The 16,993-nt window shown below is 72.6% G+C and carries 17 protein-coding genes; 7 read left to right on the forward strand and 10 right to left on the reverse strand.

What is annotated here, in order from left to right; translation table 11 throughout:
- Nucleotides 1-219 precede the first annotated feature (219 nt).
- From AFM16_RS08125 to AFM16_RS08135, 3 genes are all read left to right on the forward strand, one after another.
- A complete protein-coding gene (locus AFM16_RS08125) occupies nt 220-1,602 on the forward strand; it encodes a ferredoxin reductase family protein (protein ID WP_030786103.1) in 1,383 nt (460 codons plus the stop codon).
- Between the two features lie 66 nt (nt 1,603-1,668).
- Nucleotides 1,669-2,802 carry an FMN-binding protein gene (locus AFM16_RS08130; protein ID WP_078632904.1) on the forward strand — a complete coding sequence of 378 codons (1,134 nt, stop codon included), beginning with the start codon at nt 1,669-1,671 and terminating at the stop codon, nt 2,800-2,802.
- Entirely contained in the window at nt 2,795-3,598 is an 804-nt protein-coding gene (locus AFM16_RS08135) for an FAD:protein FMN transferase (RefSeq protein ID WP_245177662.1), read from the forward strand. The genes AFM16_RS08130 and AFM16_RS08135 overlap by 8 nt, the downstream gene beginning before the upstream one ends.
- Before the next feature lie 80 nt (nt 3,599-3,678).
- On the opposite strand, the gene AFM16_RS08140 is transcribed toward AFM16_RS08135, so the two are convergent.
- From AFM16_RS08140 to argC, 5 genes are read right to left on the reverse strand one after another with little or no spacing between them, the layout of a single operon-like run.
- Nucleotides 3,679-4,218 carry an arginine repressor gene (locus AFM16_RS08140; protein ID WP_030786109.1) on the reverse strand — a complete coding sequence of 180 codons (540 nt, stop codon included), beginning with the start codon at nt 4,216-4,218 and terminating at the stop codon, nt 3,679-3,681.
- Between the two features lie 7 nt (nt 4,219-4,225).
- Nucleotides 4,226-5,425 carry an acetylornithine transaminase gene (locus AFM16_RS08145; RefSeq protein ID WP_078632905.1) on the reverse strand — a complete coding sequence of 400 codons (1,200 nt, stop codon included), beginning with the start codon at nt 5,423-5,425 and terminating at the stop codon, nt 4,226-4,228.
- Complete coding sequence (gene argB, locus AFM16_RS08150; protein ID WP_030786114.1) at nt 5,422-6,336, reverse strand: acetylglutamate kinase; 915 nt, start codon at nt 6,334-6,336, stop codon at nt 5,422-5,424. The genes AFM16_RS08145 and argB overlap by 4 nt, the downstream gene beginning before the upstream one ends.
- Entirely contained in the window at nt 6,333-7,484 is a 1,152-nt protein-coding gene (gene argJ / locus AFM16_RS08155; RefSeq protein ID WP_030786117.1) for a bifunctional glutamate N-acetyltransferase/amino-acid acetyltransferase ArgJ, read from the reverse strand. The genes argB and argJ overlap by 4 nt, the downstream gene beginning before the upstream one ends.
- A complete protein-coding gene (argC, locus tag AFM16_RS08160) occupies nt 7,481-8,509 on the reverse strand; it encodes an N-acetyl-gamma-glutamyl-phosphate reductase (protein ID WP_030786120.1) in 1,029 nt (342 codons plus the stop codon). Before argC ends, argJ begins: the two co-directional genes overlap by 4 nt.
- A 168-nt stretch (nt 8,510-8,677) precedes the next feature.
- Between argC and AFM16_RS08165 the strand changes: the two genes are divergently transcribed.
- On the forward strand, nt 8,678-9,136 hold the full coding sequence (locus tag AFM16_RS08165) for a DUF6314 family protein (protein WP_078632906.1): 459 nt from the start codon (nt 8,678-8,680) through the stop codon (nt 9,134-9,136).
- Here AFM16_RS08165 and AFM16_RS08170 read toward each other — a convergent pair.
- Together AFM16_RS08170 and AFM16_RS08175 are read right to left on the reverse strand one after the other, a co-directional pair.
- Nucleotides 9,118-9,711, reverse strand: coding sequence for a histidine phosphatase family protein (locus tag AFM16_RS08170; RefSeq protein ID WP_030786126.1), 594 nt, complete (start codon nt 9,709-9,711; stop codon nt 9,118-9,120). The genes AFM16_RS08165 and AFM16_RS08170 overlap by 19 nt on opposite strands.
- 126 nt (nt 9,712-9,837) lie before the next feature.
- Complete coding sequence (locus AFM16_RS08175; RefSeq protein ID WP_078632907.1) at nt 9,838-11,328, reverse strand: aminotransferase-like domain-containing protein; 1,491 nt, start codon at nt 11,326-11,328, stop codon at nt 9,838-9,840.
- Between AFM16_RS08175 and AFM16_RS08180 the strand changes: the two genes are divergently transcribed.
- Nucleotides 11,327-12,241: a DMT family transporter gene (locus AFM16_RS08180; RefSeq protein ID WP_030786131.1), complete on the forward strand. Its 915-nt coding sequence runs from the start codon at nt 11,327-11,329 to the stop codon at nt 12,239-12,241. The genes AFM16_RS08175 and AFM16_RS08180 overlap by 2 nt on opposite strands.
- Nucleotides 12,242-12,284: 43 nt before the next feature.
- On the forward strand, nt 12,285-12,488 hold the full coding sequence (locus AFM16_RS08185; protein WP_030786134.1) for a DUF1918 domain-containing protein: 204 nt from the start codon (nt 12,285-12,287) through the stop codon (nt 12,486-12,488).
- A 22-nt stretch (nt 12,489-12,510) separates the two neighbouring features.
- Here the strand turns inward: AFM16_RS08185 and AFM16_RS08190 are convergent, their stop codons facing one another.
- Nucleotides 12,511-13,734, reverse strand: a complete 1,224-nt coding sequence (locus tag AFM16_RS08190) for a glycoside hydrolase family 10-like protein (RefSeq protein WP_078632908.1) — start codon at nt 13,732-13,734, stop codon at nt 12,511-12,513.
- Nucleotides 13,735-13,917: 183 nt separating this feature from the next.
- On the opposite strand from AFM16_RS08190, the gene AFM16_RS08195 reads away from it, so the two are divergent.
- Nucleotides 13,918-14,790, forward strand: coding sequence for a 3-hydroxybutyryl-CoA dehydrogenase (locus AFM16_RS08195; protein ID WP_030786140.1), 873 nt, complete (start codon nt 13,918-13,920; stop codon nt 14,788-14,790).
- 87 nt (nt 14,791-14,877) lie between these two features.
- On the opposite strand, the gene AFM16_RS08200 is transcribed toward AFM16_RS08195, so the two are convergent.
- Together AFM16_RS08200 and AFM16_RS08205 are read right to left on the reverse strand one after the other, a co-directional pair.
- On the reverse strand, nt 14,878-15,414 hold the full coding sequence (locus tag AFM16_RS08200; protein WP_078632909.1) for an NUDIX hydrolase: 537 nt from the start codon (nt 15,412-15,414) through the stop codon (nt 14,878-14,880).
- Between the two features lie 61 nt (nt 15,415-15,475).
- A complete protein-coding gene (locus tag AFM16_RS08205) occupies nt 15,476-16,816 on the reverse strand; it encodes an NsdA family TPR-like regulatory protein (protein ID WP_030786144.1) in 1,341 nt (446 codons plus the stop codon).
- Nucleotides 16,817-16,993: the final 177 nt, after the last annotated feature.

Genomic DNA, 16,993 nt, shown 5'->3' on the forward strand with positions numbered 1-16,993 from the left:
GACAGGAGCGATGGCGGCGGACCGGGCGCACATCACCACGAGCGGGAGCGAACCGCCCGAACCGCCGCCGCCGTTCAGCCCGTTCCGACGGGAGCGGCGTCCCAGCTCAGCCCGCGTGCCGGGCTTTCCCACGACTTCCCGGCAGACTGAGCGACCGGCTGAACACTCTGCGGTCGCGCCACGTATCTGTGGGCCAAGGGTCAAGTCCCCGGAGGAACCGTGACCACCACGATCGCAGGCGGACGTGCCGCCCGCCGCCAGACGATGCGCCGCATCCGCCCGCGCCGATCCCCGGCCGTCCCGTTGTTGCTCGCCGTATGGGCGGGCGCGGCGGGCGTGCTGTGGCTGTGGTGGGCGAACACGCCGTCCATCTCGGACAACAACGGCAGGATCCTCCAGGCGGGGCGGATCACCGGGCTGCTCGCCGGTTATCTGATGGCGCTCGTGGTCCTCCAGATGGCGCGGGTGCCCGCCCTGGAACGCCGGGTCGGCTCCGACCGGGTGGCCCGCTGGCACGCGATGTCGGGACGGTACACGCTCTGTCTGACCTTCGCGCACGTCTTCCTCATCATGTGGGGATACGCGCTCCAGGCGGGCAAGTCGCTCGGGGACATCGTCCAGCAGACGGTCGACTCGGTGAACCAGCTCCCCGACATGGGCAAGGCGGCCATCGGCACCGGTCTGCTGGTCGTCATCGGCCTGGTCTCGATCGGCCCGGTCCGGCGCCTGATGCCGTACGACACCTGGTACCACGTGCATCTGCTGACGTACGCGGCGGTGTACCTGACGTTCTGGCACCAGATCACCACCGGCAACGAGTTCGCGGTCGAACCGTCCGCCAAGACCTTCTGGTACGCGCTGTACGGCGCGGTCACCGCGCTGGTGCTCTGGTACCGGGTCCTGACCCCGATCCGGCTGAACCTGCGTCACCGGCTGTACGTCGAGGCGGTCATCGAGGAGACGCCGGGCATCGTGTCCGTGCTGATCGGCGGCCGCAAGCTGCACCGGATGGGCGCGGAGGCCGGGCAGTTCTTCCGGTGGCGGTTCCTGGCGCCGGGGATGCGGTTCAGCTCGCACCCGTACTCGCTGTCGGCGGCGCCCCGTCCGGAGCTGCTGCGGATCACCGTCAAGGCGATCGGCGACCACAGCGAGGCCCTGCGCGAACTGACGCCCGGCACCAAGGTGTGGGCCGAGGGCCCGTACGGCGCGATGACGGCGTCCCGGCGCAGCCGCGGCAAGGTGCTGCTGGTGGCCGGCGGTGTGGGCATCACCCCGATGCGCGCGCTGTTCGAGACGCTGCCGGGCTCGGCCGGTGACATCACCCTGCTGTACCGGGCCAACAGCACCCAGGACCTGGCCCTCTGGGACGAGCTGGCGAAGATCGCCGACGAGCGCGGGGCGCGGCTGATGTACGCCGTGAACAGCCCCGACGGGGAGCGCCCCGACATCTCGGCGGAGTCCCTCCAGCGGAAGATCCCCGACATCGACAGCCACGACGTGTTCATGTGCGGGCCGAACGGCTTCGCCCAGGGCGTGTACGAGGCACTGCGCGGCGCCGGGGTTCCGGCCCGCCGTATCCATCACGAGTCGTTCGAGATGTGAGCGACGGGAACACCACGGCAACCCCCAAGCCCTCAGCCCTCGGCGGGAATCAGGAGTTCTGGAAACATGAGGAAGAGTCATCCCCTTCGGCGCGTCGTGCTCGCCACGGCCGCGACGGTGTCCGGGATCGTGCTGCTGCTGACCCTGAAGCCGGGTTCGGACCCGGACTCCCAGGCGGCCGGCGCGGCCCAGCAGGGCGCCGCCCAGGCCGGGGCCGCGGCAGCGGCGACGGGCACCTACACCGGTGACGCGGTGGACACCCAGTACGGGCCCGTCCAGGTGCGCGTCACCCTGGCCGCCGGCAAGATCACCCAGGCGGACGCGGTCCAGGCGCCCAAGGGCGGCCAGAGCGACCAGATCACCGCGAACGCCGTCCCCAAACTGAACCAGGCGGCCGTGGCGGCCGGCAGCGCGAACATCGACACGGTGTCCGGCGCGACCTTCACCACCGAGGGCTACAAGAAGTCCCTCCAGTCCGCCATCGACAAGGCGAACGCCGGTGCGGGCGCCTCCCAGGGCGGCGGCAACGCGGCCCCGGTCACCGGTGTCTTCACCGGGGACGCGGCGGACACCGAGTACGGCGCGATCCAGGTCCGGATCACCGTCAAGGACAACCGGATCACCAAGTCGGAGACGGTCCAGCAGCCCAAGGGCGGCCAGAGCGACCAGATCACCGGCAACGCCGTCCCGAAGCTGAACAAGGACGTCGTCGCCAAGCAGAGCGTGCAGATCGACACGGTGTCCGGCGCCACCTACACCACCGAGGGCTACAAGAAGTCCCTCCAGTCCGCCATCGACAAGGCGAACGCCAGCGCCGGTGCCGCGCAGGAGGCGGGCGGCCAGGCGTCGCAGTCCCCGGAGGCCGGGGCACAGGACCCGGGGGCCGAGCAGGGCGGCAACGGGGGCTCCGGCGGCGCCGCGCAGGCGTCCGGCACCTTCACCGGCGACACGGTCCAGACGGACTACGGCCCCGTGCAGGTCCGGATCACCGTCGCGGGCGGCAAGATCACCAAGGCGGAGGCGGTCCAGCAGCCCAAGGGCGGCCAGAGCGACCAGGTCAACGGCAACGCGATCCCGAAGCTGAACCAGGCGGCCGTGGCGGCGAGCAGCGCGGACATCGACGCGGTGTCCGGGGCGACCTACACCAGCGGCGGGTACAAGGAATCCCTCCAGTCGGCGCTGGACCAGGCCGGTGTCTGAGACCGTGGCCGAGTCGGCAGCAGCCCCCGCCGCGGTGCGGCACGCGGAGGAGGTCATGGGGACCGTGTTCTCCTTCGACGTCCGCGGCGGGGACCCGGTGGCGGTGCGCGCCGCGCTGGACGAGGCGGTGGCCTCCCTGCACCGGGTCAACGAGGTGTTCAGCACCTACCGCGAGGACAGCCAGGTCTCGCGCCTGCAGCGCGGCGAGCTGACCGTCGAGCAGTGCGATCCCGAGGTGGCCGAGGTCCTCGACCTGGGCGCCGAGGCGGAGCGGACCAGCGACGGCTGGTTCAGCATGCGCTACGGCGGCCAGGTCGATCCGACCGGCATCGTCAAGGGCTGGGCGGCGGAGCGCGCGGCCCGGCTGATCGGCGCCGTGGCCGGGGTGAGCGGCGTCAGCGTCAACGGCGGCGGCGACGTCCAGTTGCTGGGGGTGCCGGGTCCGGAGCGGCCGTGGCGGGTCGGCGTGGCCGACCCTCTGCGGCCGGGCGGGCTGGCGGCGGTGGTGTCGGCGGCGGGCGCGGACGAACTCGCGGTCGCGACCTCGGGTACGGCGGAGCGCGGCGCGCACATCGTCGACCCGCGCACCGGCCGCTCCGCGGTCACCGACCTGGTCGCCGTGACCGTGGTGACACCCCGGCTGACCTGGGCGGACTGCTGGGCCACGGCCGCGTTCGCGATGGGCTCACGCGAGGGCCTGGCCTGGCTGGAGTCCCTCCCGGACGTGGAGGCCCTGCTGATCACGGCGGGCGACGAGGTGCGCTGCACGGGGGGCCTGGCCAGACGACTGGGCTGAGCGACCCGAAGGGGCGCGGGGAACTGCGCGACCAGCCACAGCGCACCCGCACCCGCAGAACCGCCCAAGCCGCGCAGCGCTCAGTGACCGTTCTGAGCCAGCCGCAGCAGATGATCCGCGAGAGCCTGCCCACCCGCAGGCTCCCGACTGATCAACAGCAGCGTGTCGTCACCGGCGATCGTCCCGAGGATGTCGTGCAGTTCGGCCTGGTCGATCGCCGAGGCGAGGAACTGCGCGGCCCCCGGCGGCGTCCGCAGCACGACCAGGTTCGCCGACGCCTCCGCGGAGATCAGCAGCTCCTGGGAGAGCCGCCGCATCCGCTCCTCCTTCGCCGACTCGCCCAGCGGGGCCCGGGGGGTGCGGAAACCCCCCTCGCTCGGCACCGCATAGATCAGGTCGCCGTCGTTGTTGCGGATCTTGACCGCGTTCAGCTCGTCCAGGTCCCGGGAGAGCGTCGCCTGGGTGACGCTCAGCCCGTCGTCGGCGAGGAGTTTCGCCAACTGGCTCTGTGAGCGCACCGGTTGCCGGTTGAGGATGTCCACGATCCGCCGGTGCCGGGCGGTGCGGGTCTGCGGCACGGCAGGTCCCGTGGTCTGGTCGTGCTCCTGCGCGTGGCTCATCGTCGTCTCATTCCCCGGTCCGTCCGTCCCCGTTCGCTGCGTCGAGGATGCCGGGCAGCGCCTGGAGGAGGGCGTCCGTCTCGTCGTCGCCGAGGTTCAGCGGCGGCATCAGCCGTACGACGTCGGGGGCGGGCGCGTTCACCAGGAAGCCGGCTTCCTGAGCCGCCTGCTGCACCTGGGACGCGAGCGGCTCGGTGAGCACGATACCCAGGAGGAGCCCCGCGCCCCGGACATAATCGATCAACGGGTGGCCCAGACCCTCGATTCCGTCGCGCAGCTTCTCGCCCTGCCGCTTGACGTTGTCGAGGAGTCCTTCGTTCTCGATGGTGTCGAGTACGGCGAGCCCGGCGGCGCAGGCGACCGGGTTGCCGCCGAAGGTGGTGCCGTGCTGGCCGGGCCGCAGCAGGTCGGCGGCGCGGCCGAAGGCGACGGTGGCGCCGAGCGGCAGTCCGCCGCCGAGGCCCTTGGCGAGGGTCACGACGTCGGGCAGGACGCCCTCGTGGGCCTGGTACTCGAACCACTGCCCGGTCCGCCCGACGCCGGTCTGCACCTCGTCGAGGACGAGCAGGGAGCCGGTGGCGGCGGTGATCGCCCGGGCGGCCTTGAGGTAGCCGGCCGGGGGCACGACGACGCCGTTCTCGCCCTGGACCGGCTCGATGATCACGAGGGCGGTGTCCTCGGTGACCGCGGCCGCCAGCGCCTGGGCGTCGCCGTAGGGGACGTGGGTGACGTCGCCGGGCAGCGGCAGGAAGGGTCCCTGCTTGCCGGGCTGCCCGGTGAGGGCGAGGGCGCCCATGGTGCGGCCGTGGAAGCCGCCGTCGGTGGCCACCATGTGGGTGCGCCCGGTGAGCCGGCCGATCTTGAAGGCGCTCTCGTTGGCCTCGGCGCCGGAGTTGCAGAAGAACACCTTGCCGTCGCGGCCGAAGTGGCGCAGGAGCCGTTCGGCGAGGGCGACGGGCGGTTCGGCGATGAACAGGTTGGAGACATGGCCGAGGGAGGCGATCTGCCGGGTGACGGCCTCGACGACGGCCGGGTGGGCGTGGCCGAGCGCGTTGACCGCGATGCCGCCGACGAAGTCGACGTACTCGGTGCCGTCGGCGTCCCAGACCCGGGCGCCCTCGCCGCGGACGAGCGGGATCCTCGGGGTGCCGTAGTTGTTCATGAGCGCGCCCTGCCAGCGCTGGGTCAGCTCCTCGTTGGCGGTCATCCGGCGTCCCCCTCCTGCTCGTCGGGCACGACCATCGTGCCGATGCCCTCGTCCGTGAAGATCTCCAGCAGGATCGAGTGCTGGACCCGGCCGTCGATGACCCGGGCGGTGGTGACGCCGTTGCGTACGGCGTGCAGACAGCCCTCCATCTTCGGCACCATGCCCGAGCTCAGCTCCGGCAGCAGCTTCTCCAGTTGGGAAGCGGTGAGACGGCTGATCACCTCGTCGGAGTTCGGCCAGTCCTCGTAGAGGCCCTCGACGTCGGTGAGGACCATGAGGGTCTCGGCGCCCAGTGCCGCAGCGAGTGCCGCAGCCGCCGTATCAGCATTGACGTTGTAGACATGTCCGTCGTCCTCGGAGCGGGCGATCGAGGAGACGACCGGGATGCGGCCGTCGGCCAGCAGGGCCTCGATGGCGCCGGTGTCGATCGCGGTGATCTCGCCCACCCGGCCGATGTCGACGCGTTCGCCGTCGACCTCGGGCCGGTGCCTGGTGGCGGTGATGGTGTGCGCGTCCTCGCCGGTGAGGCCGACGGCGAGCGGTCCGTGCTGGTTGAGGAGTCCGACCAGTTCGCGCTGGACCTGCCCGGCGAGCACCATCCGGACGACGTCCATGGCGTCCTCGGTGGTGACGCGCAGGCCGGCCTTGAACTCGCTGACGATGCCGTGCCGGTCGAGGGCGGCGCTGATCTGCGGTCCGCCGCCGTGCACGACGACGGGCTTGAGGCCGGCGTGGTGCAGGAAGACGACGTCCTGGGCGAAGGCGTCCTTCAGCTCGTCGTCGATCATGGCGTTGCCGCCGAACTTGATGACGACGGTCTTGCCGTTGTGCCGGACCAGCCAGGGCAGGGCCTCGATGAGGATCTGGGCCTTGGGGAGGGCGGTGTGCTTCCGCGCGGGTGTGCTGCTCATGACGAGTACGCGCTGTTCTCGTGGACGTAGTCGGCGGTGAGGTCGTTGGTCCAGATGGTGGCCGTCTCGGTGCCGGCGGCCAGGTCGGCGACGATGTGGATCTCGCGGTAGCGCATGTCGACCTTCTCGCGGTCCTCGCCGACGCCGCCGTTCTTGCAGACCCAGACGCCGTTGATGGCGACGTTGAGGCGGTCGGGTTCGAAGGCGGCCCGGGTGGTGCCGATGGCGGACAGGACGCGGCCCCAGTTGGGGTCCTCGCCGTGGAGGGCGCACTTGAGGAGGTTGTTGCGGGCGATGGTGCGGCCCACCTCGACGGCGTCGTCCTCGCTGGCGGCGTTGACCACCTCGATCCTGATGTCCTTGCTGGCGCCCTCGGCGTCGCGGATGAGCTGCTGGCCGAGGTCGTCGCAGACCTGGCGTACGGCGGCGGCGAACTCCTCGTAGCCGGGGGTGACTTCGGCGGCGCCGGAGGCGAGCAGCAGCACGGTGTCGTTGGTGGACATGCAGCCGTCGGAGTCGACGCGGTCGAAGGTGACCCGGGTGGCGGCGCGCAGCGCCTTGTCGAGGGTCGCGTCGTCGAGGTCGGCGTCGGTGGTGAGGACGACGAGCATGGTGGCGAGGCCGGGGGCGAGCATGCCGGCGCCCTTGGCCATGCCGCCGACGGTCCAGCCGTCGCCCTGGACGACGGAGGTCTTGTGGACGGTGTCGGTGGTCTTGATGGCGATGGCGGCCTTCTCGCCGCCGTGCTCGCTGAGGGCGGCCGCGGCGGTCTCGACGCCCGGGAGCAGCTTGTCCATCGGGAGCAGGACGCCGATGAGGCCGGTGGAGCAGACGGCGATCTCGACGGCGCCCCGGCCGAGGACCTCGGCCGCCTTCTCGGCGGTGGCGTGGGTGTCCTGGAAGCCCTTGGGTCCCGTACAGGCGTTGGCGCCGCCGGAGTTGAGGACGACGGCGGAGACCTGGCCGCCCTTGAGGACCTGTTCGGACCACAGGACGGGCGCGGCCTTGACGCGGTTGGAGGTGAAGACGCCCGCGGCGGCGCGGCGCGGACCGGTGTTGACCACGAGGGCCAGGTCCGGGTTGCCGTTCTCCTTGATCCCGGCGGCGATGCCCGCCGCCGTGAATCCCTTGGCTGCCGTGACGCTCACGGTGCGACTCCGATCGTGGGAAGACCCAGCTCCTCGGGGAGTCCGAGGGCGATGTTCATGCTCTGGACGGCACCGCCGGCGGTGCCCTTGGTCAGATTGTCGATGGCGCTGATGACGATGATCCGGCCGACCGCGGCGTCGTACGCGACCTGCACCTGAACGGAGTTGGAACCGTGCACGGCGGCGGTGGCGGGCCACTGTCCCTCGGGCAGGAGGTGGACGAACGGCTCGTCGGCGTACGCCTTCTCGTAGGCGGCGCGCAGGGCGTCGGCCGTGACGCCGGGGGTGGCGGCGGCGCTGCACGTGGCGAGGATGCCGCGGGACATGGGCGCCAGGGTCGGGGTGAAGGAGACGGCGACCGGTTCGCCCGCGGCGGCGCTGAGGTTCTGGATCATCTCGGGGGTGTGCCGGTGCCCGCCGCCGACGCCGTACGGCGACATGGAGCCCATGACCTCGCTGCCGAGCAGGTGGGTCTTGGGGTTCTTGCCGGCGCCGGAGGTGCCGGAGGCGGCGACGATCACGGCCTCGGGCCCGGCGAGTCCTGCGGCGTAGGCCGGCCAGAGGGCGAGGGAGACGGCGGTGGGGTAGCAGCCGGGGACCGCGATGCGCCTGGACCCCTCCAGCGCGGCGCGGCCGCCCGGCAGTTCGGGCAGTCCGTAGGGCCAGGTCCCGGCGTGCGGCGAGCCGTAGAACCGTTCCCAGTCGGCCGGGTCCTTCAGCCGGAAGTCGGCGCCCATGTCGACGACGAGGACGTCCGGGCCGAGTTGTTCGGCGACGGCGGCGGACTGGCCGTGCGGGAGGGCGAGGAAGACGACGTCGTGCCCGGCGAGGGCCTCGGCGGTGGTCTCCTCCAGGACGCGGCCGGCCAGCGGGAACAGGTGCGGCTGGAGCGCGCCGAGCGGGCGGCCGGCGTTGGAGTTGGCGGTGAGGGCGCCGATCTCGACCTCGGGGTGGGCGAGGAGCAGGCGCAGCACCTCGCCGCCCGCGTATCCGCTCGCTCCGGCCACTGCCGCACGTACCGCCATGGTCTCCTCCTTCTGGACGGCATGACTATACGTATCCATGCACGTTTATGCAATCCATTCCGGCACCGGGCCGCCCCGGAGCGATCCGTACCCGGAAAGTTAGGTCTACCTAACCTCGGGCTCGGGGGCAAACCCCGGCCACCGTGGCCGGGCGCGTATCGTCGGGGCATGGCGGAGGGGACGAAGGACGGCGTGTGGCCCGTGCCGGACGTGCTGGCGTATCTCGCCGGGACCTGGCGGGTGGAGCGGACCGTACGGGATCTGGCAGGTGGGGACGAGGGGCACTTCCGGGGGACCACCGTGTTCGGGCCGCTGGACGGGGGCGGGCTGCTGCACGAGGAGTCCGGCGCCTTCACCTGGCAGGGCGTCACGCGGCCCGCCGAGCGGACCCTGCGGTTCCTGCCGGGGCCGACGCCCGGTACCGCCGACGTGCGCTTCGCCGACGGGCGGCCCTTCCACGACCTGGACCTGAGCGGCGGCCGGCATGTGACCGACCATCCGTGCGCCGCCGATCTCTACCGCGGCGAGTTCACCGTCCGGGACGCGGACCACTGGCGGACGGTGTGGCGGGTGGGCGGCCCGGCCAAGGACCTGCTGCTGACGACGGACTACGCGCGCGTGGTCTGACCGGCCACCCCGTCGAAGCGCAGGTTCCAGCGGCCGCGCAGTCCGGTGACGGTGGTCGTCGACAGCGGGCGCACGTCGATGTTCCAGTACGACGACGGCGGCGCCTTGAGCGCGTAGACCAGGGCCGCGCGGATCACGCTCGGCTCGGCCACGGCGACGATCCGGCCGCCGTCCTCCACCGGGCGGGTGTCCAGCCAGCCGCCGACGCGCGTGATGAAGTCCAGCAGCGACTCCCCGCCGTGCGGTGTGGCGTGCGGGTCGGCCAGCCAGGCGTCCACGGACTCCGGCTCGCGGGCCATCGCCTCGCCCAGGGTGAAGCCGCGCCAGCGGCCCATGTCGCAGTCGCGCAGGGCCGGCTGGACGAGCGGGGCGAAGCCCAGCGCGTCGCCGGTGGCCCGGCTGCGCGGGGTCGGTGAGCAGTAGCGCAGCTCGGCGGCGGCCAGCGGCAGCAGCTCGGGCGCGGCGCGCTGCACCTCTTCCCAGCCCGCCTGGTCCAGCGGGCGGTCGTCCTCGAAGCGTTCCGCGAGCAGCGGGGAGCTGCGCGCGGCGGCGACGAATGTGACCCGAAAAGACATGCGGTGATGGTGTGCCGAGCAAGTACGCAGGTCAAGGGTTGGCCGCCGGCGGGCAGGCCAATTCTTTCCCTTACGGCGGGACCTGCCGGACAAGTCCCGCGAAAACGAACCCCGCCCGCACCGGACCTACACCGGGCCGGGGAGATCCGCGGGAAGCACCTCGTCGCAGGCGGCCCGCAGCCGGCGGACGCCCTCCGCGATCTCCTCCGTGCCGGCGACCGCCGCGAAGCTCAGCCGGACGTGCGCGGCGGGGGGCTCGGCGCTGAAGTAGGGGCGGCCGGGGGTGAGGGCGACACCGGCCCGCAGGGCGGCGGCGGTGAACGCGGCCTCCCCGTCGGCGCCGAAGGCCGGGCCGGTGCCGCCGGTGCCGTCGGGCAGCCGCAGCCAGAGGTGGTAGCCGCCGGACGGGATGTGCGGGAGGGCGAGTCCGGGCAGCCGCAGCGCGAGCGCGGCGGTCATCGCGTCCCGGCGGGCCCGCAGGGCGGCGGCGACGGCCCGCAGATGGCGGGGCCAGGCGGGCGAGCCGACGAGTTCGAGGGCGGCCTCCTGGAGCGGGCGGGGCACGAAGAACGTGTCGACGACCTGGATGGCGCGCAGCCGCTCCAGCGCGGGTCCGCGGGCGGCCAGGGCGCAGACCCGGAAGCTGGGCGAGGTGGCCTTGGTGAGCGAGCCGACGTGCACCACGACGCCGTCGGTGTCGTCGGCGGCCAGCGGGCGCGGCAGCGGTCCGGCGTCCTCGTGGGCGAGCCGCCGTACGAAGTCGTCCTCGACGACGAACGCGCCGGCCTCCCGCGCGATGCGCAGCACCTCGCCCCGGCGGTCGGGGGCCAGGACGGCGCCGGTGGGGTTCTGGAACAGCGGCTGGCAGACGAAGACCCGGGCGCCGGTGGCCCGGAAGGCGTCGGCGAGCAGTTCGGGCCGTACCCCGTCGCGGTCGACGGGCACCGGGACCGGCCGCAGTCCGGCGGAGCGGGCGATGGCGAGCATGCCGGGGTAGGTGGGCGACTCGACGAGCACCGGCGCGCCGGGCGGGGCGAGGGCGCGCAGGGCGGTGGTCAGCGCGGCCTGGCCGCCCGCGGCGACCAGCACCTCGGCGGCCGTGACCGCGCCGCCGATGGTGCGCGCGAACCATTCGCGCAGTTCCGGCAGGCCCTCCACCGGCGGCCGGCCCCAGGCACCCGGCCGCCGTCCGGCGCGGGCGAGGGCGGCGGACATCGCGCGCTCGGGCTGGAGCGAGGGGTGCAGATAGCCGCCGTTGAACTCGATGACGCCGGGCGGCGGCGCGGCCAGCGAGACCGTGACGCCGGAGGCGTCGACCGAGCGCGGGACGAGGTCGGCGGCGCCGTCGGCGCTGAGCGCGACCTCCTGCCAGGAGGTGTCCCCGGGCGCGGCGGTGTTGGGACGCGGCGGCCGGGCCCGGAAGGCGCCGGCGCCGGGGCGGGTCACGACCAGTCCCTCGGCGGCGAGCTGCGCCAGCGCCCGGGAGACGGTCACGGGGCTCACCCGGAAGCGTTCGACCAGGGCCCGGCTGGACGGCAGCTTTCCACCGGGCGAGTAGCGGTCCAGCTCTCGTCTCAGGTGATCCGCCAGCTCACCCACACTGCTACGCTCATGCATGAAGACACAGAGTAGCGCTACCGCCAGGCCGACGATAGCGGTCACCGCCTCGCACCCGGCGCGCACCGGCACCCTCCTCGCCGTCCTCGGGGTGCTCGCCTTCTCCCTCACGTTCCCCGCCACCGCCTGGGGTCTCCAGGGCTTCGGACCGTGGTCGCTGGTGGCCGTGCGCAGTGTGCTGGCCGCGCTGCTCGCGGGCGGCGCCCTGCTGGCGCTCCGGGTCGCGCCGCCCGCCCGGCGGCACTGGGCGGGGCTCGCTGTCGTGGCGGCGGGGGTCGTCGTCGGTTTCCCGCTGCTCACCACGCTGGCACTGCGGACGTCCACGACCGCGCACGCCGCCGTCGTGGTCGGACTGCTCCCGCTGACCACCGCCCTGCTGTCCGCCCTGCGCACCGGGATCCGGCCCTCGCGCACCTTCTGGGCGGCGGCCCTGGCCGGTGCCGGCGCGGTGGTGACGTTCACCGTGCTCCAGAGCGGCGGCGCCCTGACCACCGCCGACCTGTATCTGTTCGGGGCGCTGCTGGTGTGCGCGGCCGGCTACACCGAGGGCGGCCGGCTGGCCCGGGTGATGCCGGGCTGGCAGGTGATCGGCTGGGCGCTGGTGCTGTGCCTGCCGCTGACCGTGCCCGCCGCCGCGCTCGCCCTCGCGCACGAGCCGGTACGGCTGACCGCGCACGGGGTGGCGGGGCTGCTGTGGGTGGCGGCGGGCTCGCAGTTCCTCGGCCTGGTCGTCTGGTACCGGGGCATGGCGGCCATCGGCATCCCGAAGGCCAGCCAGTTGCAGTTGGCCCAGCCGCTGCTCACACTGGTGTGGTCGGTGCTGCTGCTGGGCGAGCATCTGACGCCCGCCGCTCCGCTGACCGCCGCGGCCGTGCTGGTCTGCATCGCCGTCACACAGCGTGCGCGCGGCTGAGCCGACATCCCGGATCACCGCACCAGGCGAGGAGGCCCCACAGATGCGTGCCACCAGGGGCGACCAGTTTGTCCAGCACGGCAGGGTGGTCGGCCAACACGACAAGGTCGGCGAGATCGTCGAGGTACTGGGCCGGGACGGCACCCCGCCGTACCGCGTCCGCTTCGAGGACGGGCACGAGGGGCTGTGCGCCCCCGGCCCCGACACCGAGATCCGCCACCGCACCACGACCGAGGAATCGCGCTAGCACGGGACCGGCCCTCCAGGGGTCAGGCAGGGGGTTTCGCCGGCTGCTTGTAGTGGTCGGCTACGACCCGTGCCATCGCCCCGATCCGGTTCGCCTTGACGTCCTTGGCGGCGAAGAGGACATGCCCGCGCGCCTGCGGGTACTTCTTGGCGAGGGTGAGATGACGGCTCAGCTCGGCCGCGTCCTGCCAGGCCGCGGCCTGCGCCGGGTCGCCCGCCCGGTAGAGCGCCTCCCCGAGGTAGAGACGGGTCCGGCTGCCCTGGGCGACCTCCGCCCACCAGGGCACCAACTTCGCGTAGTCGGCGGCGGAGTTGCCGATGTGCCAGTACAACTGCGGGACCACATAGTCGATCCAGCCCTCCTTCACCCACTTCCGGGTGTCGGCGTGGATGTCGTCGTACGACTGGAGCGCCCGGGTGTCCGAACCCCGGGAGTCGCTGGAGGCGTTGCGCCACACCCCGAAGGGGCTGATCCCGAACTGGGTGCCGGGCCGCACCGACTTGATCCGGGCGGCCGTCTCCAGCACCAGCTTGTCGATGTTGTCCCGCCGCCACGCGGCCCGGGTCGAGAAGGCGCCGCCGTAGGTGTCGTACGCCGCCTCGTCGTCGAAGGTCTGGCCGGCCACCGGATACGGGTAGAAGTAGTCGTCGAAGTGGACGGCGTCGACCGGGTACTTCTTCACCGCGTCCATCATCGCGTCCTGGACGAACGCGCGGACGGCCGGCAGCCCGGGGTTGTAGTAGAGCTTCCCCCCGTACGCCACCACCCAGCCGGGGTTCTTGCGCGCCGGGTGGGAGGCGACCAGGCGGGTGCGGTCGGTGTGGGTGGCGACCCGGTACGGGTTGAACCAGGCGTGCAGTTCCAGGCCCCGGGCGTGCGCCTCGGTGACGGCGGTGCCCAGCGGGTCCCAGCCCGGCGCCTTTCCCTGGGTGCCGGTGAGCACCTGCGACCAGGGCTCGTAGGAGGAGGGCCACAGCGCGTCGGCCGTGGGCCGCACCTGGAAGAAGACCGCGTTGAGCTTGTTGCGCACCGCCAGGTCCAGCCAGGCGATCAGCTCGGCGCGCTGCGCGGCGGCGGACAGCCCGGTGCGCGAGGGCCAGTCACGGTTGGCGACGGTCGCCAGCCACATGCCGCGCATCTCGCCGGACGCTCTGTGCCCGCCCTGCCGGGGAGCGGCCGTCGCGCCCGTCGTGGTGAACGCCGACAGCGCGGCCAGCGCGAAGGCCCGCCGGGTCAGTCGCCCCATCACACACCCCCATCACAGCGTGGATCCGCTCGGTCACGGATCGTCTCCGCGCACAGCATGCACCCACCCCGGTGATCGATCATCGATACTTGCTAGTAACGTGCACGATCGGAGCAGGCCGTCCGGGACCCGGCAGAGCCTGTCCCGGGCATCAGAGCGTCAGCGCCAGTGAAGGGGACGACTGTGACGGACATCCCGGCCGGAGACATTGCACGCGTCGGAGTGGTGGGCTGCGGCCAGATGGGGGCGGGCATCGCCGAGGTCTGCGCGCGCGCCGGACTCGACGTCAAGGTCGCCGAGACCACCGGCGAGGCCCTGGAGATCGGCCGTACCCGGCTGTTCAACTCCCTGGCCAAGGCCGCCGAGCGCGGCAAGATCAGCGCCGAGGAGCGCGACGCGACGCTGGCGAACCTCAGCTTCACCACGGACCTCGGCGAGTTCGCCGACCGCGATCTGGTGATCGAGGCCGTCGTGGAGAACGAGCAGGTCAAGACGGAGATCTTCCAGGTCCTCGACCAGGTGGTGACCCGCCCCGACGCGATCCTGGCCTCCAACACCTCCTCCATCCCGCTGGTGAAGCTGGCGGTCGCCACCTCACGGCCGGACCAGGTCGTCGGCGTCCACTTCTTCAACCCGGCCCCCGTGCAGAAGCTCGTCGAGCTGATCCCGGCGCTGACCACCTCCGAGGGCACGCTCTCCCGGGCCCAGCTCTTCGCCGAGAAGGTGCTCGGCAAGCACGCGATCCGCGCCCAGGACCGCTCCGGCTTCGTGGTGAACGCGCTGCTGATCCCCTACCTGCTCTCCGCGATCCGGATGTTCGAGACGGGCATCGCCAGCCGCGAGGACATCGACAACGGCATGGAGATGGGCTGCGCCCACCCGATGGGCCCGCTGAAGCTGTCCGACCTGATCGGCCTGGACACCGTCGCCTCCGTCGCCCAGTCGATGTACGACGAGTACAAGGAGCCCCTGTACGCCGCTCCCCCGCTGCTCCAGCGGATGGTCGACGCGGGGCGGCTGGGCCGCAAGACGGGCTCGGGCTTCTACACGTACTGATCCCGGTACACGTACCGATCGCTATTCCCCGGCACACCTACCGGTCACGGGCCCGGCGCTCCCCGGAGCGCCGGGCCCGTGTGTGTCTCAGGTCTCGGTGTGCCTGAGGTGGTGCAGGAGCATTAACGCGGCCGCCATGTTGGCGGCCGGGACCTCCCCGCGGGCGACCAGGTCCGGGACGAGCTTGAGGGGGACCCATTCGCGGCGGTCCGACTCGAAGTCGTCCACGGGGTGTCCGACGTACTCGCCGTGCTCCGCCCAGTAGATGTGGTGGACGGCGTCGGTGAGGCCGTTGGACGGTTCCACGCTCATCAGGTGGTGCAGGGGCCCCGGCCGCCAGCCGGTCTCCTCCTCCAGTTCCCGGGCGGCCGCGCGGGCGACGTCCTCGCCGTCCTCGACGACCCCCGCCGCCAGCTCCCAGCCCCAGCTGTCGGTGATGAAGCGGTGGCGCCACAGCAGCAGGACCTCGTTCGCCTCGTTGACGACCGTGGCGACGGCGACCGGCCGCAGCCGTATGAGGAAGTGGTCGAGATGCCGGCCGTCGGGCAGCTCCACATCGGCCAGGTTGACGCTGAACCAGCGGTTCTCATACACAGTTTGTTCGTTCTGTTTCGTCCACTGCACGGTTCTGCCACCTTCCGTCGAGTCAGGGGCAATATCGCAGCAGGGACTGGGACGCGCGGTGCTACAGCGGTACCCGCAGCGCCCCGTCGATGAGGTCGGCGGCCTCGGCCGTGCCCGCGCCGCCGCTGCGGACGAGGTGTTCACGCACCGCCCGCAGCCGGTCGCGCAGCCGCTGGGACTCCATCCCCCTGGCCTGCTCCGCCATCCGCACCGCCGTGACCACCGCCCGGTCCGCGTCGCCCTGCCGCAGCTCGATGGTGCTGAGCATCGCGAGCCGGTGCACCCGGCCCCGGTCGTGCGCCGGGGTGTCGACGGCGGCCAGCGCGTGCTCCGCGGCCGCGTCGATCTCACCGAGGCTCAGCAGCGCCTCCGCCACCTGCACATTGACCAGCCCCGGCTGCACATAGCCGGTCTCGTCGGGCTCCGTCCCGCGCCGGATGCGCTCGGCGGCCGTCTCCGCCCGCCGGATGCAGGACAGCGCGCTGGTGCCGTCGCCGAGGTGGGCGTACGCCTTGGCCTGCATCGCGTACAGATCGGAGGCGAGCGCCGGGGTGATGTGCCGGCCCGCGGCCCGCAGCGCGGCCTCCGCGAAGGCGACGGCCTGCCGGTACTCCCGCATGAACAGCGACTGGTTGACCAGCAGCGCGATCACATACGCGCCAAGTCCCCGGTCGCCGCTGGCCTTCGCCAGCCGCAGCGCCTGGTGGAAGTAGCGCTGGGCGAGCCCGTGCGCGTCCGAGTCGTAGGCGCAGATGCCCGCGACCGCCACCAACCCGCCGGTGGCGCGGTGCAGTTGACGCCCCGTCTCGTCGGTGTAGCTGCCGCGCAGCAGCGGCGCCGCCTCGGCGTTGAGGAAACCGACGATCCGGCCGCGGGTCGCGATGCCGCCGGCCTTGCGGTAGAGCTGCTCGTAGTGGGTGCGGGCGGCGCGCAGCATCTCTATGTCGGCGGAGGTCACCCGGTGCGGGCCGCCGCGCGAGACGTCCACGTCCTCCGGCGGGTTCTCCCACTCCCAGACGGGCATCACCGCCGGTGTCCCGGTCACGGCGGGCGCGCCCAGGAGGTGCGGGCGCTGCTGCTCGTCCGAGCGCCACAGCGCGGTGGCCCGCTCCACGAAGCCGGACAGGGAGGTGCCGTGCGGGGCGGACGGCTCGCCCGGCACACCGAGGCCGATGTCGTCCAGGGTGACCGGCCGGTGCAGCCGCCCGGCGAGGACCTCGCAGATCAGGTCGGGCACCTGGCCGCGCGGCCGCTGGCCCTTCAGCCACCGGGCGACCGCGGTGTGCTCGTAGCGCAGGGCGAGGCCCCGGGCCCTTCCGGCCTGGTTGACATGGGCGGCGAGGCCCGCGTGCGAGACGCCCGCCTCGTCCAGGATCGCGTCGAGCAGAGTGTTGGGCTGCATTGGGTGCCCCCCGGTACCTCGGTGCGGCCAGACTAGTGGGTGCCGATTCACACGGGGTGTGAACGGAGTGCGCGTATCCGCGGGGTGCGCGCGCTGTCGCTGAGCGTTTCCGGCCGGTTGACTGAAATGCCTCGAAAGAGGTTCGCCGGGCCGTCGGCTCCCCCTCATAAAGCGACG

The organism is Streptomyces antibioticus (genome assembly GCF_002019855.1).
Taxonomy (GTDB): Bacteria; Actinomycetota; Actinomycetes; order Streptomycetales; family Streptomycetaceae; genus Streptomyces; species Streptomyces antibioticus_B.

What these genes read in the sequence shown, in the direction of transcription:
- AFM16_RS08130 (WP_078632904.1), top strand. Translation starts at nt 1,669, where the DNA reads ATGAGGAAGAGTCATCCCCTTCGGCGCGTCGTGCTCGCCACGGCCGCG.
- AFM16_RS08140 (WP_030786109.1), bottom strand. Translation starts at nt 4,218, where the DNA reads ATGAGCCACGCGCAGGAGCACGACCAGACCACGGGACCTGCCGTGCCG.
- AFM16_RS08145 (WP_078632905.1), bottom strand. Translation starts at nt 5,425, where the DNA reads ATGACCGCCAACGAGGAGCTGACCCAGCGCTGGCAGGGCGCGCTCATG.
- argB (WP_030786114.1), bottom strand. Translation starts at nt 6,336, where the DNA reads ATGAGCAGCACACCCGCGCGGAAGCACACCGCCCTCCCCAAGGCCCAG.
- argC (WP_030786120.1), bottom strand. Translation starts at nt 8,509, where the DNA reads ATGGCGGTACGTGCGGCAGTGGCCGGAGCGAGCGGATACGCGGGCGGC.
- AFM16_RS08165 (WP_078632906.1), top strand. Translation starts at nt 8,678, where the DNA reads ATGGCGGAGGGGACGAAGGACGGCGTGTGGCCCGTGCCGGACGTGCTG.
- AFM16_RS08170 (WP_030786126.1), bottom strand. Translation starts at nt 9,711, where the DNA reads ATGTCTTTTCGGGTCACATTCGTCGCCGCCGCGCGCAGCTCCCCGCTG.
- AFM16_RS08180 (WP_030786131.1), top strand. Translation starts at nt 11,327, where the DNA reads ATGAAGACACAGAGTAGCGCTACCGCCAGGCCGACGATAGCGGTCACC.
- AFM16_RS08175 (WP_078632907.1), bottom strand. Translation starts at nt 11,328, where the DNA reads ATGCATGAGCGTAGCAGTGTGGGTGAGCTGGCGGATCACCTGAGACGA.
- AFM16_RS08185 (WP_030786134.1), top strand. Translation starts at nt 12,285, where the DNA reads ATGCGTGCCACCAGGGGCGACCAGTTTGTCCAGCACGGCAGGGTGGTC.
- AFM16_RS08190 (WP_078632908.1), bottom strand. Translation starts at nt 13,734, where the DNA reads ATGGGGCGACTGACCCGGCGGGCCTTCGCGCTGGCCGCGCTGTCGGCG.
- AFM16_RS08205 (WP_030786144.1), bottom strand. Translation starts at nt 16,816, where the DNA reads ATGCAGCCCAACACTCTGCTCGACGCGATCCTGGACGAGGCGGGCGTC.